Genomic DNA, 15246 nt, shown 5'->3' on the forward strand with positions numbered 1-15246 from the left:
CTCCTAAGTTTTATGATACAAACTAAATTTATCAGTAAAATGTAAAGGGAAGTCGCAGTTCTTGTAAAAAGTATGTAAAGTTAATATAAAAAAAGCACTGAGCTAGTGCTCAGTGCTGATCAGATATTCTATTTTTCTTCCACTGCTGGATGCATCACATCGTCAATAAGACCATATTCTTTTGCTTCTTCAGCGCTTAGGAAGTTATCGCGGTCTGTATCTTTTTCAATTTTTTCAATCGGCTGACCTGTACGTTCTGACAGGATGCGGTTTAATTTTTCACGTGTTTTTAAGATGTGACGCGCAGCAATTTCAATCTCGGTCGCCTGACCTTGTGCTCCGCCAAGTGGCTGGTGAATCATCACTTCTGCATTAGGCAGCGCAAAACGTTTACCTTTCGCACCGGCAGCCAGTAAGAATGAACCCATAGAAGCCGCCATACCGATACAGATTGTCTGTACATCAGGTTTAATGTGCTGCATCGTATCATAGATCGCCATACCCGCAGTCACGCTGCCGCCTGGAGAGTTGATATAAAGGTAGATATCTTTTTCAGCATCCTGCGCCTGTAAGAAGAGTAACTGTGAAACGATAGAGTTAGCGACATTGTCATCAATCTGAGAACCAAGCATAATGATGCGGTCTTTCAGAAGGCGTGAGTAAATATCGTATGCACGTTCACCGCGGTTAGTAGATTCAATAACTGTTGGAATTAAATTCATCAATAAATCCTCCTTTAAGGTTTGATAATAATATACTATATATGGTCAAAAATAGTCAAAAGATAGAGTTTATTTTTAAATTTCTTGCAGACTTGTATTTTTTCATATTTAAATATATAACAATTACCGTTATAATATAACTTAATTGCCCTCGTGGTGTAATGGATAACACGTAAGATTCCGGTTCTTGAAATGGGGGTTCGATTCCCTCCGAGGGCGTTATAGCTTCATTTTTTGAAAATCTGTCATTCCTGACAGATTTTTTTGTGTACAATCACTGAGAATAGGGTATATATAGGCTAATAGAGTCAAGGAGGACAGCCGTATGTTAAAGGACCGTTTAAAATTTATTATTTTATATGAACTGAGGAAAGGGACTGTGCTCGCAAATTTCTTTGGCTGGATTGATACAGAATTACTGAAAGATTCTTTTATTGAAATGAAAAGAGAAGGGCTGATTTCCGGGGAAGTCATCGTAGACGATCTGGTTGTTCTTAAGGATATTGAGATTACAGAAAAAGGCCGCCTGGAGTTAGTGGATATGCTTGATGATCCTGAATACGAGAAAGGCTATCAGCTTTGCTGTGAAAACAATCGTTTGAAGGACTGGGTCTATGGCGGCGTATAAATATTTTCTGACGCTTTATACGCAGCCGAACTGCTCATTATGTGAAGAAGCCAAACGACAGCTTGAATTTGTGGATTTAGATATTACATATGAAGAAGTCAATATAACTGAAGATGATGAATTAATGATGGCATACCAGATCCGTGTGCCGGTGCTGACTTATAAGGACAGAGTTGTACAGGAAGGCATCATTGATTTTGTCACCGTGACTGAAAACCTCGAACAATATTAAATGATGTTCGAGGTTTTTTCTTGCAAATAAAAGTTTATCTTGCTACCATATAGGTGTAACACACATTGTCCCAACTGGGACGTTTTATGTCTCATTAAGTTGGAGGAAGTCGAATGGATCAAGTTTTCGCCGTTCAACAGAGACTGGTTCCAGATTTGATTGAAAAAATGCAGCGTCGTTTTAATGTGCTGTCTATGATTCACCTTGCTCAGCCTATTGGCAGACGTGCCTTAGCAGAACGGCTTCATCAGACTGAAAGGATTTTAAGGAGTGATGTTGAAAGTCTTAAGGCTGAACATCTTATCGATATTCATCCTAAAGGGATGACCATCACTTCAGAAGGACTGGAAGTTCTGAGTTTACTGGCCAGACATATGGAAGTCTACAATGATTTGTCGGCGCTAGCGACGGAAATCAGTAAATTGACGGGTATCAGTAAATTGATTGTCGTTAAAGGTGATGCAGATGAAAGTCAGGAAACATCGATTAATCTCGGTGTTGAAGCAGGACGTTATCTTCAGTCGTTGCTCCGACCGGATATGAAGGTGACCGTCACTGGAGGTTCCAGTACAGCGAGTATGGCAAGTCATCTGGCTCAGGTGCCATTTGACGTCACTTTTACGCCTGCGCGCGGCGGGCTTGGTGAGGATATGATTCATCAGGCGAACTTTATCGTCGCAAAAATGGCGGAATCAACGGGCGGTTGTTATGAGTCATTGTATGTACCTGACCAAGTCAGTGAACAGACTTATCAGAACTTGATTGAAGAACCTTCAATTCGTTCAGTGCTCGATCAAATTAAATCAGCGGATATCGTAGTCCATGGTATCGGTAATGCAGCCAAGATGGCAGTCAGAAGAAAAACCGATTCAGCTGTTCAGAAATTATTGCTTGAAAATGAAGCGGTCGGTGAAGCTTTTGGTTACTATTTCGATAAAAAGGGTAATATTGTTTATAAGGTGCGGACGATTGGTTTGCAACTTGAAGATGTGATCAACAAGGAACATATTATCGCTGTGGCAGGTGGGAGCAGTAAAGTAGATGCGATTGCAGCCTATTTGAAAAACGCACCGGAACAGACCACACTTATTACAGACGAAGCAGTAGCAAAACAGTTATTGAAGGCATTTGCCTTTGACAATAATATAAATTAAAAGGAGGCCATTATTCATGGCAGTTAAAGTAGCAATCAACGGTTTTGGACGTATCGGTCGTTTAGCATTCAGAAGATTACAAGAAGTAAAAGATATCGAAGTTGTAGCGGTTAACGATTTAACAGATGACGATATGCTTGCACATCTTTTAAAATACGATACAACACAAGGCCGCTTCAAAGAGGAAGTACGTGTCGTTGAAGGTGGTTTCCTTGTCAATGGTCGTGAGATCAAATCATTCGCTAACCCGAAAGCAGAAGAACTTCCATGGGGAGAACTGGGCATCGATGTGGTATTAGAATGTACAGGTTTCTACACTAGCGAAGAAAAAGCCCAGGCTCATATTAAAGCTGGCGCTAAAAAAGTATTGATTTCAGCACCGGCAACTGGAGACCTTAAAACAGTTGTTTATAATGTCAACCATGACATTTTAGATGGTTCTGAAGAAATCGTGTCAGGTGCATCTTGTACAACAAACTGTTTAGCACCTATGGCTAAAACTTTAAATGACAAATTCGGTATCATCGAAGGTTTAATGATGACTGTTCACGCTTATACAGGTGACCAGAACACACTTGATGCACCACACGCTAAAGGTGACTTCCGTCGTGCGCGTGCAGCAGCTCAGAACATCGTACCTAACTCAACAGGTGCTGCTAAAGCGATCGGTCTAGTTATCCCTGAATTAAAAGGTAAACTAGATGGTTCAGCTCAACGTGTCCCTGTTGCGACAGGTTCTATCACTGAGTTAACATGTATCTTAGAAAAAGAAGTGACAGTTGAAGAAATCAACCAGGCAATGAGAGAAGCTTCAAATGAATCATTCGGTTACACAGAAGACCAGATCGTCTCTTCTGATATCATCGGTATCACTTACGGCTCATTATTTGATGCAACTCAGACTCGTGTAATGACAGTCGGTGACCATCAAATGGTTAAAACTGTATCATGGTATGACAATGAAATGAGCTACACTGCTCAATTAGTGCGTACTTTACAACATTTAGCTGAACAAGCACAGCAAGCTTAATCTAGTTAAGCGTAAGCAGGAGAAGATACGCTTCTCCTGCTTATTTTTTCTTAAAAATTGTTATACTGATACTGACACTCATATTGAGGAGGAATAGTAATGGCAAAGAAGATTGTTTCAGATTTAGAATTGAAAGATAAGAAGGTTCTGGTTAGAGCGGATTTCAATGTTCCGATGAAAGACGGCGAAATCACGAATGACAATCGTATCGTTGAAGCATTACCTACAATTAAGTACATCATTGAGCAAGACGGTATTCCCGTTATTTTCTCTCATTTAGGTAAAGTAAAAACAGAAGAGGATAAAGAAAAATTATCGCTTCAGCCTGTAGCGCGTCGTTTAGCTGAGTTACTCGGTACAGAAGTCGGTTTTACGAATGTCACGCGTGGTGAAAAATTAGAGGCTTCTATTCAGAATCTGACACCTGGCGATGTGTTCTTAGTGGAAAATACACGATTTGAAGACGTTGATGGCAAAAAAGAAAGTAAAAATGATCCTGAACTCGGTAAATACTGGGCTTCTCTCGGCGATGTCTTTGTCAATGATGCTTTTGGTACAGCGCACCGTGAACACGCATCCAATGTAGGGATTGCAGCGCATCTCGATTCTGCTGCAGGTTTCCTGATGGAAAAAGAAATCAAATTCATCGGTGGCGTTGTAGAGAATCCTGAGCGTCCATTCGTCGCCATCTTAGGTGGTGCCAAAGTATCGGACAAAATCGGTGTGATTGAGAACCTGCTGAAAGTAGCTGACAAAGTTCTTATCGGCGGCGGTATGGCCTATACATTCCTGAAAGCACAAGGCAAAGAAATCGGTCAGTCATTGTTAGAGGAAGATAAGATTGACTTAGCGAAAGATTTACTGGCACGCGGGGAAGGCAAAATTGTCCTGCCGGTTGATGCGAAGGTCACAAAAGAGTTTTCTAATGATGGCGAAATCAAGGAATTATCAGTCGATGAAATTCCAGCAGACGAACAGGCCCTGGATATCGGCCCTAAAACTGTTGAATTATTCGAAGAGCAGTTAAAAGGTGCTAAAACAGTGGTATGGAATGGACCGATGGGTGTCTTTGAAATGAGCAACTTCGCTAAAGGAACTATCGGTGTCTGTGAAGCAATCGCGAATTTAGAGGATGCGACAACGATCATCGGTGGCGGTGATTCAGCAGCAGCAGCAATGGAACTGGGCTTTGCTGACAAGTTTACTCATATCTCAACAGGCGGCGGTGCGTCACTTGAATATTTAGAAGGTAAAGAATTACCAGGTATTAAATCTATTTCAGATAAATAGGAGTGTTTAATGATGAGAAAACCAATTATTGCAGGTAACTGGAAGATGAATAAAACAGTAGCAGAAGCTAAGGATTTCGTTCAGAACTTACCGGAACTGCCTTCTAGTGAAGAAGTGGACACAGTGATCTGCGCGCCGGCTATTCAGCTGGATGCGCTGGTCAGTGCGAATGTGGAAGGATTGAACATCGGTGCCCAGAATGCCTACTTTGAAGAGAGTGGTGCGTTTACTGGAGAAACGAGTCCTGCTGCACTGAAAGACTTAGGTGTTAAATATGTCGTACTGGGTCATTCAGAACGCCGTGAATACTTCCACGAGACAGATGAGGATGTTAATAAAAAAGCACTGGCTGTCTTTAAAAATGATATGACGCCGATTATCTGTGTGGGCGAAACGTTAGAGCAGCGTGAAGGCAACGAATTTGAAGCAGTCATCGGTCAGCAGGTTTCAGCTGCTTTAAAAGGTTTTACAGAGGAGCAGGTCAAGCAGGCAGTCATCGCATATGAACCTATCTGGGCTATCGGAACAGGCAAATCAGCAACGTCACAGGATGCGCAGGACAGCTGTCAGTTTGTGCGTTCAGTAGTAGCGAAAGACTTCTCGGCGGAAGCAGCTGAAGCTGTACGCATCCAGTACGGTGGTTCTGTTAAACCGGACAATATTAAGGAATATATGGCACAACCTGATATTGACGGGGCTTTAGTCGGCGGTGCTTCTCTTGAAGTGGAATCATTCGTCAAGCTGTTAGAAGGTGCAAAATAATGACTCAACCTACAGCGCTGATTATTTTAGATGGTTTTGCCAATCGTGATGAAATCAAAGGAAACGCTGTTAAGCAGGCGAATAAACCGAATTTTGATCGTTATTTCAACAAGTATCCGCATAATCAGTTGAATGCATCCGGACTTGATGTCGGATTACCTGAAGGGCAGATGGGTAACTCGGAAGTGGGTCACCTGAATATTGGCGCGGGCCGCATCGTCTATCAGTCACTGACACGTATCAATAAATCGATTGAAGATGGCGACTTCTTCAAAAACCAGGTGCTGCTGGATACCATGCAGCACGTTAAGGAGCATCACAGTACGCTGCATTTAATGGGCTTATTGTCTGATGGCGGTGTCCACAGTCATTACAAGCATTTATTTGCGCTGCTGGACATGGCGAAACAGCAAGGCGTTGAACGTGTCTATGTGCATGCTTTTCTTGACGGACGAGATGTAGGTCAGGAAACAGCGCTTCAGTATATTGAAGAGACTGAAGCGAAGTTCAAAGAGCTCGGACTCGGACAGTTTGCTTCTGTCTCTGGTCGTTATTATGCCATGGACCGTGACAAACGCTGGGAACGTGAACAGATGGCGTATGACGCCATGACGTATGGTAAAGGTAAGGAATATCAGACCGCTGCTGAAGGCGTGAAAGCAAGTTATGCCGAAGGTGTGACAGATGAATTCGTTATTCCGTTCGTCGTCAAAGATCATGAAACCCATCAGGAGAACACAGGGGTCAATGACGGCGACGGCATGATTTTCTTCAATTTCCGTCCTGACCGTGCAGCCCAATTATCGGAAGTCTATACAAATGAAGAATTTGTCGGCTTTGAGATGGACCGTCGTTTGATCGGTATTAAGTTTGTGACGTTCACGAAGTATAGTGATACTGTCAAAGCAGATGTTGTTTTCGAGAAGGAGAACCTCATCAACACAATCGGTGAAGTGGTGGCCAGTGCAGGGAAGAAACAGCTGCGTATCGCTGAAACTGAGAAATATCCGCATGTCACTTATTTCATGAGTGGCGGCCGTAATGATGAGTTTGCCGGCGAGCGTCGTGTGCTGATCAATTCACCTAAAGTTGCCACTTATGATCTTAAACCTGAAATGAGTGCATATGAAGTGAAAGATGCACTCCTTGCTGAACTGGATAAACAAGACCTTGATCTCATCATTCTGAACTTTGCTAATCCGGATATGGTAGGTCATAGCGGAAAGCTTGAACCGACCATTAAAGCGATTGAAGCGGTAGATGAGTGCCTGGGTGCTGTTGTCGATAAAATCCTTGAGCAAGGCGGTAAAGCGATCATCACAGCAGATCATGGGAACTCAGATGAAGTCATTACAATGGATGACCAGCCGATGACTGCGCATACGACGAACCCTGTTCCCGTTATAGTGACAGACGAAACCGTTACACTGCGTGATGGCGGTCGTCTCGCGGATCTTGCGCCTACTTTACTTGACTTGATGGCTATCGATCAACCAGCTGAGATGACTGGAGAATCGTTGATTCAGAAGCAATAGATATTAGTTGATTAAATATAGTGAATATTCAATAATATAAGAGAAAATACATTCAAAGGAGTTTTAACTATGCCAATTATTACAGACGTATATGCACGCGAAGTCCTTGACTCACGTGGTAATCCGACAATCGAAGTAGAAGTATTAACTGAAAGCGGTGCATTTGGACGTGCACTTGTGCCGTCAGGTGCTTCAACGGGTGAACATGAAGCAGTTGAGTTACGCGATGGCGACAAAGAACGCTATTCAGGTAAAGGTGTAGAAAAAGCTGTTGAAAATGTAAACGAGATTATTGCACCAGAAATCATCGAAGGTGAATTTTCTGTGCTTGAACAAGTGTCAATCGACAAAATGATGATTGCTTTAGACGGTACGCCAAACAAAGGTAAATTAGGTGCGAACACAATCTTAGGTGTCTCTATGGCTGTTGCGCGTGCAGCTGCTGATTATTTAGGACAGCCTTTATACAAATACTTAGGTGGCTTCAATGGTGTGCAGTTGCCGGTTCCGATGATGAACATCGTTAACGGTGGTTCTCACTCAGATGCACCGATCGCATTCCAGGAGTTCATGGTATTGCCAGTCGGCGCTGAAACATTCAAAGAAGCTTTACGCTGGGGCGCTGAAATCTTCCATAACTTAAAATCAATCTTAAAAGAACGTGGACTTGAAACTTCAGTAGGTGATGAAGGTGGTTTTGCACCACGCTTTGATGGAACTGAAGACGGTGTTGAAACGATTTTAGAAGCGATCAAAAAATCAGGTCTTGAACCAGGACAAGATGTCTACCTCGGTTTTGACTGTGCCGCTTCAGAATTCTACGAAGACGGCGTCTATAACTACGCGAAGTTTGAAGGCGAGAACGGCGCGAAACGTTCTTCTGCTGAACAAGTGGATTACTTAGAAGAACTCGTCAACAAATACCCGATCATCTCTATTGAAGATGGTATGGACGAGAACGACTGGGACGGCTGGAAAGCTTTAACTGAACGTTTAGGCGATAAAGTACAGCTCGTGGGTGATGACTTATTTGTTACAAACACTGAAATTCTTGCTCGTGGTATCGAACAAGGCATCGGTAACTCCATCCTTATCAAAGTAAATCAGATCGGTACATTAACTGAGACATTTGAAGCGATTGAAATGGCTAAAAAAGCAGGCTATACAGCTGTTGTCTCCCACCGCTCAGGTGAAACAGAAGATACAACAATCGCTGATATCGCTGTTGCGACAAATGCAGGCCAGATCAAGACAGGTTCATTATCAAGAACAGACCGTATCGCGAAATACAATCAATTACTTCGTATCGAAGATGAGTTATATGAAACTGCGAAGTTTGAAGGCATTAAATCTTTCTACAATTTAAATAAATAAGTAGGCTGAAAGACACGGGACGCCGTGTCTTTTTGTGTTTTCATTTGTAGCATTTCATGGTAAAATAGGGCAAGTGACTATGAGTAGGAGGACCCTATATGCATACAGTGCTAACCATTTTATTGGTCATCGTTTGTATCGGATTGATTACTGTTGTTTTACTGCAGGAAGGTAAGAGTAATGGTTTATCTGGTGCTATCAGTGGTGGTGCAGAAACATTATTCGGCAAACAGAAGACACGGGGTGTCGACTTGATTTTACTGCGTACAACGATTGTACTGTCAGTGTTATTCTTCTTAATTATGCTGGCATTAACTTATTTCAACATGTAGATGATAAGTCCGGTGATTCACCGGGCTTTTTTATTTTGAATAGCACTTAAAAACACATACAATAGTATTAATACCATAAAAGGAGTTATCATCATGAAAATTCGATTACCTGAACCATTTTTCTTTGAAGAAGGTCCGCGTGCTGTCCTCTTGCTGCACGGTTTCACCGGCAACTCTTCTGATGTCAGACAATTAGGGCGTTATCTGCAGAAGAAAGGGTATACGTGTTATGCACCGCACTACGAAGGTCATGGCGTCCCCCCTGAAGAACTGCTTGCTTCAAGTCCGCATGTCTGGTGGGGTCAGGTGCTTGAAGCCTATGACTTCCTGAATGAGAAAGGTTATACTGATATTGCTGTAGCGGGCCTTTCCTTAGGTGGCGATTTTGCGCTCAGACTTTCCCAGAACAGGGATGTCCATAGTGTCGCGACCATGTGCTCGCCGATGTATATCAAGACAACCGGCAATATGTTTGAAGGGGTCCTGGAATATGCCAGAGAATTCAAGAAACGTGAAGGCAAGGCTGCTGACCAGATAGAAAGGGAGATGGCGGCCTTCCATCCGACAAGTCTGCTGGAAGACCTTCAGCAGACCATCGTCAAAGTGCGCGAATCGATTGACGACGTCTTTGCACCTCTCTTTGTCGCACAAGGCCGACTGGATACGATGATCAATCCGGATTCCGCCAACATTATTTTCGAGGAGTCATCAAGTGATGTGAAGGAGATTCACTGGTATGAACATTCAGGTCACGTCATTACTATAGATAAGGAAAAAGAACAGCTCTTTGATGATTATTCTGCATTTTTAGAAGGGCTGGAATGGTCTCACTAAAGAAAGGGGAAGACTATGACACAAACAGAAATTTTAAACATTCTACAGACTAGAAAAGGCGAGGCGCTTGCCATCAGTGATATCGAACAGGCACTGACGCTGTCAAACGCGGAGGAATTCAAGGCACTCGTCAAAATACTGGTTGAATTAGAACAAAAGGGCAAGATCAAACGGACAAAAGAGGACCGTTATATGCTGATTGACTCTGAGTATGTTGAGGGGATTGTCAGTCAGAACAAAAAAGGCTTCGCTTTTGTGCGTCCGACGACTGAAGGGATAGAAGATATCTTTATTCCGCCGAATGCTATCAATCAGGCCATGGACGGCGACACGGTTCTCGTCAAAGTCTCAAAAGGTCGCGACGGCCGCGAGGAAGGCGTCATCAAGGAAATTACCCACCGCGCCATAACAACCGTTGTCGGCACCTATACAGAAGCGAAACACTTCGGTTTTGTGTTGCCTGACGATAAACGGATCACGCAGGATATCTTTATTCCGAAGAAACGTAACTTAGGAGCGGTGGAAGGCCACAAAGTACTGGTGGAGCTGACAGCCTATCCAGATGGCAGCAGTAACCCTGAAGGACATGTCACTGCGATTCTCGGTCATAAAAATGACCCGGGTGTCGATATTCTGTCCATCATCTATCAGCATGGTATCAATATTGATTTTGCGCCAGACGCTATCAAAGAGGCGGAACGTGTCCCGGATGCTATCAGTCCTGCAGATATTAAAGGGCGCAGGGATTTAAGAGATAAGCTGACGATTACCATTGATGGTGCTGACGCGAAGGACTTAGATGATGCCATCAGTCTTGAACGTAAAGGCGAAAATTATCTTCTGACAGTCAGTATCGCAGACGTCAGTCATTATGTGACGGAAGGTTCTGCACTGGATAGGGAAGCTTATGAGCGCGGCACGAGTGTCTATTTAGTTGACCGCGTCATTCCGATGATTCCTCATCGCCTGTCCAATGGCATCTGTTCATTGAATCCGCAGGTAGACCGGCTGACAATGAGCTGTGAGATGGAGATTACGCCTGAGGGTGAAGTTGTTCATCATGATATCTTCCAGAGTGTCATCTACTCAGATGAACGGATGACCTACAGCGATGTCAATGAGATTCTGGCTGGAGATAAAGAACTGCGAGACAAATACGCCCATATAGTACCGATGATTGAAGATGCACAGGAACTGAATACCATTCTGGCTGCAATGCGTAAGCGCCGCGGAGAAGTTGACTTCGATTTCAAGGAAGCGAAAATTCTGGTCAATGAAGACGGCGTGCCATTTGATGTTGCTATCCGTGAGCGCGGCAAGGGTGAACGCCTGATTGAGTCGTTCATGCTGGCAGCAAACGAGACAATTGCTGAGCATTTCCATTATATGAAGGTGCCATTTATCTACCGTATCCACGAAGAACCGAAAGCAGATAAAATCAAACGTTTCTTCGAATTCATCGCGAACTTCGGTATTATGGTGCGCGGTGGTACAGAGCATATTCATCCGAAAACATTGCAGACCATCGCGAAAGAGATTAAAGGTAAGCCGGAAGAAATGGTGATTTCTACATTGATGCTCCGGAGTATGCAGCAGGCGAAGTATTCCGAGCAGTCACTCGGTCACTTCGGTCTGTCAGCGCAGTATTATACTCATTTCACTTCGCCGATTCGTCGCTATCCGGACTTGATCGTGCATCGTCTGATTCGTAAGTATCTGATTGAGCAATCAATGGATGACGCCGCACAGGACAAATGGGAAGAAATGCTTGTCGAAATCAGTGATCACACGTCAAAACGTGAACGACGTGCAGTAGATGCAGAACGTGATACTGATGATCTCAAAAAAGCTGAATATATGCTGCAGCATGTCGGTGAGGAGTTCGAAGGCATTATCTCGTCCGTGGCAAACTTCGGCATGTTTGTGGAGCTTGAGAACACGATTGAAGGCATGGTGCATAATACGAATATGACGGATGACTACTATCACTTTGATGAACGTCAGATGGCGTTGATCGGGGAACGTGGCGGCAAAGTCTTCCGTATTGGGGATAAAGTCAAGATTAAAGTACTCAGCGTCAATATCGACGAGCGCATGATTGACTTCAGCATCGTCGGTATGGAACCACGACAGGTAGAGCGTAAGGCGCGGGGAACAGTCATCCGTACTGAGAAAAAAGGTCAGGATGATAACCGTAAACCTCGCGGTAAAGGAAGAGGTAAAGGAAGAAGTAACAGAAGCGGCGGTCAGAATAAAAAGCCGTTCTACAAAGCAAAAGCTGTAAAGAATGCTGGACGCGGCAAGAAGAAATAGAGGTGAAAATATGCCGAAAGGTGAAGGCAAGACACTCGCACAGAATAGAAAAGCGAGTCATGACTATACAATTGAAGAAACGATTGAAGCCGGCATTGAGCTGAAAGGCACTGAAATCAAGTCGATCAGACGAGGCAGTGCTAACTTGCGTGATTCCTATGCCCGTGTCTACAAAGGTGAGATGTATGTCTATAATATGCACATCGCTCCTTACGAAGAGGGGAACCGCTTCAATCATGATCCGCTGAGAACACGTAAACTGTTACTTAAGCGTAAGCAGATTGATAAGTTATTCGGTGAAACAAGGGAGCAGGGCTATGCACTCGTACCGCTCAAGCTATATATCAAGAACGGTTACTGCAAGATGCTGCTCGGGCTCGCAAAAGGTAAGAAAGACTACGATAAGCGACATGCCCTGAAAGCGAAGGAAGCGAAGCGCGAGATGGATAGAGCATTGAAAGGTAAATACTAGATGAAGGTGCAGATGATTTGCACCTCTCTTCTCTATTTGTTATATTATATGTTGCTAGTTAAATAGTATCCAGGGGGCGTTACGGATTCGACAGGGGTCACTTGGGTTGGTATAGCGTGCCGGAGGGTTGTCTCCGCATCAACACAACAGTTATAATAACTGGCAAAACAAACAATTTCGCAGTAGCTGCCTAATCGCACTCTGCACCTCTCTCAAGCATCGCCTATGTGCCTGAGCACGAGGTTCAACTGAAGTAGGATACGCTGTTCACTTCCGCCTGGAGTCTGAACAGAAGAGATGAATCGGGCTAGCTATTAAGTAGGTTGTCCATTGTCAGCTTAATAGTGAAACCTTAACAATGCGACTACGCACGTAGAAGTATCAACTGCAGGATCTTTGGACGCGGGTTCGACTCCCGCCGTCTCCATATATGAGTTCATCTTAACGGATGAACTTTTTTTGTACCCAAAAACATTACAACAGACTTACAAAACGAAACTGTCCAGTAAAACGGCTTGTCACAATTGTTCATTTATGTGAGGATATTGCATACTCGATATTACCCGAAGATGACGCTCTGTAACAATGTTCAACAAATGGACAAAATACATTAATATCGCTGCTATCGTTTTAAAAGCGCAATACAAAGCTGTTACATGTGTTTATTTCAGCCTGTTAGACTGCTAGAGTTAATTTATCACGAAACACGAAAGGAAATGAACAGATGAAAAAATTTATAGCAGCTTCAGCGCTTGGTGTCGGATTCGCACTTTATTCAGGCGGAGGTTATGACGTTCAGGCAGATGAAATCGTCCAAGAACCTGTGACGGGTTATTCTTATGAGTACAGTTCTTATTATACAAAAGATATGCAGGGCGATTATCATCATACGAAAGATGGTAAATGGGACCAAAGCATGTTTGATGATAAGGAATGGTATTTCTATTTGACGGATCGCAATCATAAAAAGCATTATTTCTATTTCCCGAAAAGTGAACTGAATATATTTATTCCGGACAATAACTATTCCGCATCCCAGTCGCATCAAGATATTGAGAAAAAGGGTTATGATATAGCACAGCCGAGTCGTCACGTGAATATGGCTCAGGTTCCAACTTCTGTGAATGTCAATGAAGAAAAAGCAGAGCCGGTGGCTGGGCGCCAGACGAACATAAGTCCTTCAGCTCAGTCCTATCATGAGTCGGCAGGTCAAACATCATCTCAAAAACAAAACACAGCTTCAACTCAAACTAACGTAACTCAACTACAATCTCAAGCATCTGCATCACAGCAGACAACTGAAACGGCTCAATCTGATGATGCACAAGCGTCAAGCAGCTGGCTGAAGAACTACAGTAAGATGCAGCCTTACGGTCAATACTACGGCGGCGGGGCGCATTATGGTGTCGACTATGATATGCCTGAGAATACACCGGTCTACTCACTCACTGACGGAACTGTTATTCAGGCTGGCTGGAGTAATTACGGCGGCGGTAATCAGGTCACCATCAAAGAAGCGGACAGCGACTATTATCAGTGGTACATGCACATGAATTCACTGAATGTCTCTGCAGGACAGACTGTTTCAGCTGGCCAGCAGATTGGATTGTCCGGCAGCACAGGCAATTCCACTGCGCCGCATCTGCATTTCCAGCGTATGGCAGGTGGCGTCGGTAATGAATACGCTGTTGATCCGACAAACTATGTCAATCAGCAATAGCATGACCAGAGCTCTGAACTTAGTTCAGGGCTCTTTTATTCGTTTACTTCAAGCATTTATATGGTATATATTTATAATGAGAACGGAGGGAACGTTATGGATAAAGTGAATGTGAAATCTAAAATAGTAGTGACCTTATCCGCCGATAAGGATCAGTGGGAAGACCTCTATAAGAAAGTGGAGGATAATGAGCTCTATATTGACATTATCGAGTATAGGGCTGACCTATGTGGCGGGGACCAGACAGCGGATTATCTGGAAGACCTCAAGACATTGAAAGAGAAATTCAGTAATCTGCCGATCATCTTTACTTATCGCACCTGTGGTCAAGGGGGCAAGGGCAAGCTTGAACCTAATGAATATTATGCGCTCAACCGTTCTATTATTGAAGAAGGACACATCGATATCATTGATATTGAGCTTTTCCTTTATGAAGACCTGCGGAATGAGCTGATTGACCTTGCACATGACAAGGGGATCCAGGTGCTGGTTTCTCATCATGAGATGGACCACACGCCGAGCCTGAAAGAAATGAAAGCATTTTATCAGCATATGCAGCAGCTGAACGTAGATTACAGCAAGCTTGCGGTCATGCCTGAAGATGGCCGCGACGTGCTGAAACTTCTGACTGCTGTCTACGAAACGAAGCAGGATTCCGATCATCATATTGTCGGCATAGCGATGGGTGAACAAGGGAAACTCAGTCGTCTAGCAGGCGGTGTCTTCGGCTCAGCGCTGACTTATGGCCATATCGGTCAAGAAGCAGCGCCGGGTCAGCTGCACGTTCAGCAGTTGAAGGCCTTGATGGAGATTTATCAGTAAGCATTTACAAAATAATCGTCCTTCTC

At 43.7% G+C, this 15246-nt stretch carries 15 protein-coding genes, 1 tRNA gene and 1 other RNA gene; 16 read left to right on the forward strand and 1 reads right to left on the reverse strand.

Annotated elements, in window-relative coordinates; all coding sequences use genetic code 11:
* Positions 1 to 128: 128 nt before the first annotated feature.
* The gene (gene clpP / locus ERX55_RS04640; RefSeq protein WP_133451431.1) at positions 129 to 722 is read right to left on the reverse strand and encodes an ATP-dependent Clp endopeptidase proteolytic subunit ClpP; all 594 of its coding nucleotides are present in this window, start codon (positions 720 to 722) and stop codon (positions 129 to 131) included.
* A gap of 147 nt (positions 723 to 869) precedes the next feature.
* Between clpP and ERX55_RS04645 the strand changes: the two genes are divergently transcribed.
* The 16 genes from ERX55_RS04645 to aroD all read left to right on the forward strand — a co-directional run bounded on the left by ERX55_RS04645 (position 870) and on the right by aroD (position 15220).
* Positions 870 to 941: transfer RNA gene (locus tag ERX55_RS04645), tRNA-Arg, on the forward strand.
* A gap of 106 nt (positions 942 to 1047) precedes the next feature.
* On the forward strand, positions 1048 to 1350 hold the full coding sequence (locus tag ERX55_RS04650; RefSeq protein ID WP_133451432.1) for a hypothetical protein: 303 nt from the start codon (positions 1048 to 1050) through the stop codon (positions 1348 to 1350).
* The gene (locus tag ERX55_RS04655) at positions 1337 to 1582 is read left to right on the forward strand and encodes a glutaredoxin family protein (protein WP_133451433.1); all 246 of its coding nucleotides are present in this window, start codon (positions 1337 to 1339) and stop codon (positions 1580 to 1582) included. Before ERX55_RS04650 ends, ERX55_RS04655 begins: the two co-directional genes overlap by 14 nt.
* Positions 1583 to 1695: 113 nt before the next feature.
* Positions 1696 to 2736, forward strand: a complete 1041-nt coding sequence (locus tag ERX55_RS04660) for a sugar-binding transcriptional regulator (RefSeq protein WP_133451434.1) — start codon at positions 1696 to 1698, stop codon at positions 2734 to 2736.
* 16 nt (positions 2737 to 2752) lie between these two features.
* Positions 2753 to 3766 (forward strand): type I glyceraldehyde-3-phosphate dehydrogenase, encoded by a 1014-nt coding sequence (gap, locus tag ERX55_RS04665; protein ID WP_133451435.1) that lies wholly within the window; start codon positions 2753 to 2755, stop codon positions 3764 to 3766.
* 99 nt (positions 3767 to 3865) lie between these two features.
* The gene (locus ERX55_RS04670) at positions 3866 to 5056 is read left to right on the forward strand and encodes a phosphoglycerate kinase (RefSeq protein ID WP_133451436.1); all 1191 of its coding nucleotides are present in this window, start codon (positions 3866 to 3868) and stop codon (positions 5054 to 5056) included.
* A gap of 12 nt (positions 5057 to 5068) precedes the next feature.
* The gene (gene tpiA, locus ERX55_RS04675; protein ID WP_133451437.1) at positions 5069 to 5818 is read left to right on the forward strand and encodes a triose-phosphate isomerase; all 750 of its coding nucleotides are present in this window, start codon (positions 5069 to 5071) and stop codon (positions 5816 to 5818) included.
* Positions 5815 to 7353: a 2,3-bisphosphoglycerate-independent phosphoglycerate mutase gene (gene gpmI / locus ERX55_RS04680; protein ID WP_133451438.1), complete on the forward strand. Its 1539-nt coding sequence runs from the start codon at positions 5815 to 5817 to the stop codon at positions 7351 to 7353. Before tpiA ends, gpmI begins: the two co-directional genes overlap by 4 nt.
* Before the next feature lie 69 nt (positions 7354 to 7422).
* Complete coding sequence (gene eno / locus ERX55_RS04685; protein ID WP_133451439.1) at positions 7423 to 8727, forward strand: surface-displayed alpha-enolase; 1305 nt, start codon at positions 7423 to 7425, stop codon at positions 8725 to 8727.
* A 98-nt stretch (positions 8728 to 8825) separates the two neighbouring features.
* The gene (secG, locus tag ERX55_RS04690; RefSeq protein ID WP_133451440.1) at positions 8826 to 9059 is read left to right on the forward strand and encodes a preprotein translocase subunit SecG; all 234 of its coding nucleotides are present in this window, start codon (positions 8826 to 8828) and stop codon (positions 9057 to 9059) included.
* 93 nt (positions 9060 to 9152) lie between these two features.
* Positions 9153 to 9893, forward strand: a complete 741-nt coding sequence (locus ERX55_RS04695; RefSeq protein WP_133451441.1) for an alpha/beta hydrolase — start codon at positions 9153 to 9155, stop codon at positions 9891 to 9893.
* 15 nt (positions 9894 to 9908) lie between these two features.
* Positions 9909 to 12206 (forward strand): ribonuclease R, encoded by a 2298-nt coding sequence (gene rnr, locus ERX55_RS04700; protein WP_133451442.1) that lies wholly within the window; start codon positions 9909 to 9911, stop codon positions 12204 to 12206.
* A gap of 10 nt (positions 12207 to 12216) precedes the next feature.
* Positions 12217 to 12678 carry an SsrA-binding protein SmpB gene (gene smpB, locus ERX55_RS04705; RefSeq protein WP_133451443.1) on the forward strand — a complete coding sequence of 154 codons (462 nt, stop codon included), beginning with the start codon at positions 12217 to 12219 and terminating at the stop codon, positions 12676 to 12678.
* Positions 12679 to 12750: 72 nt separating this feature from the next.
* Positions 12751 to 13108, forward strand: a transfer-messenger RNA (tmRNA) gene (ssrA, locus tag ERX55_RS04710).
* Positions 13109 to 13402: 294 nt separating this feature from the next.
* Positions 13403 to 14398 (forward strand): M23 family metallopeptidase, encoded by a 996-nt coding sequence (locus tag ERX55_RS04715; RefSeq protein ID WP_133451444.1) that lies wholly within the window; start codon positions 13403 to 13405, stop codon positions 14396 to 14398.
* A 96-nt stretch (positions 14399 to 14494) separates the two neighbouring features.
* Positions 14495 to 15220, forward strand: a complete 726-nt coding sequence (gene aroD, locus ERX55_RS04720; protein WP_165983707.1) for a type I 3-dehydroquinate dehydratase — start codon at positions 14495 to 14497, stop codon at positions 15218 to 15220.
* Positions 15221 to 15246 lie beyond the last annotated feature (26 nt).

The organism is Macrococcus bovicus (genome assembly GCF_004359575.1).
GTDB lineage: Bacteria > Bacillota > Bacilli > Staphylococcales > Staphylococcaceae > Macrococcus > Macrococcus bovicus.

Coding starts and splice junctions, on each gene's coding strand:
- gap (WP_133451435.1), top strand. CDS start 2,753: ATGGCAGTTAAAGTAGCAATCAACGGTTTTGGACGTATCGGTCGTTTA.
- ERX55_RS04655 (WP_133451433.1), top strand. CDS start 1,337: ATGGCGGCGTATAAATATTTTCTGACGCTTTATACGCAGCCGAACTGC.
- eno (WP_133451439.1), top strand. CDS start 7,423: ATGCCAATTATTACAGACGTATATGCACGCGAAGTCCTTGACTCACGT.
- smpB (WP_133451443.1), top strand. CDS start 12,217: ATGCCGAAAGGTGAAGGCAAGACACTCGCACAGAATAGAAAAGCGAGT.
- aroD (WP_165983707.1), top strand. CDS start 14,495: ATGGATAAAGTGAATGTGAAATCTAAAATAGTAGTGACCTTATCCGCC.
- ERX55_RS04660 (WP_133451434.1), top strand. CDS start 1,696: ATGGATCAAGTTTTCGCCGTTCAACAGAGACTGGTTCCAGATTTGATT.
- tpiA (WP_133451437.1), top strand. CDS start 5,069: ATGAGAAAACCAATTATTGCAGGTAACTGGAAGATGAATAAAACAGTA.
- ERX55_RS04715 (WP_133451444.1), top strand. CDS start 13,403: ATGAAAAAATTTATAGCAGCTTCAGCGCTTGGTGTCGGATTCGCACTT.
- ERX55_RS04695 (WP_133451441.1), top strand. CDS start 9,153: ATGAAAATTCGATTACCTGAACCATTTTTCTTTGAAGAAGGTCCGCGT.
- ERX55_RS04650 (WP_133451432.1), top strand. CDS start 1,048: ATGTTAAAGGACCGTTTAAAATTTATTATTTTATATGAACTGAGGAAA.
- ERX55_RS04670 (WP_133451436.1), top strand. CDS start 3,866: ATGGCAAAGAAGATTGTTTCAGATTTAGAATTGAAAGATAAGAAGGTT.
- secG (WP_133451440.1), top strand. CDS start 8,826: ATGCATACAGTGCTAACCATTTTATTGGTCATCGTTTGTATCGGATTG.
- rnr (WP_133451442.1), top strand. CDS start 9,909: ATGACACAAACAGAAATTTTAAACATTCTACAGACTAGAAAAGGCGAG.
- clpP (WP_133451431.1), bottom strand. CDS start 722: ATGAATTTAATTCCAACAGTTATTGAATCTACTAACCGCGGTGAACGT.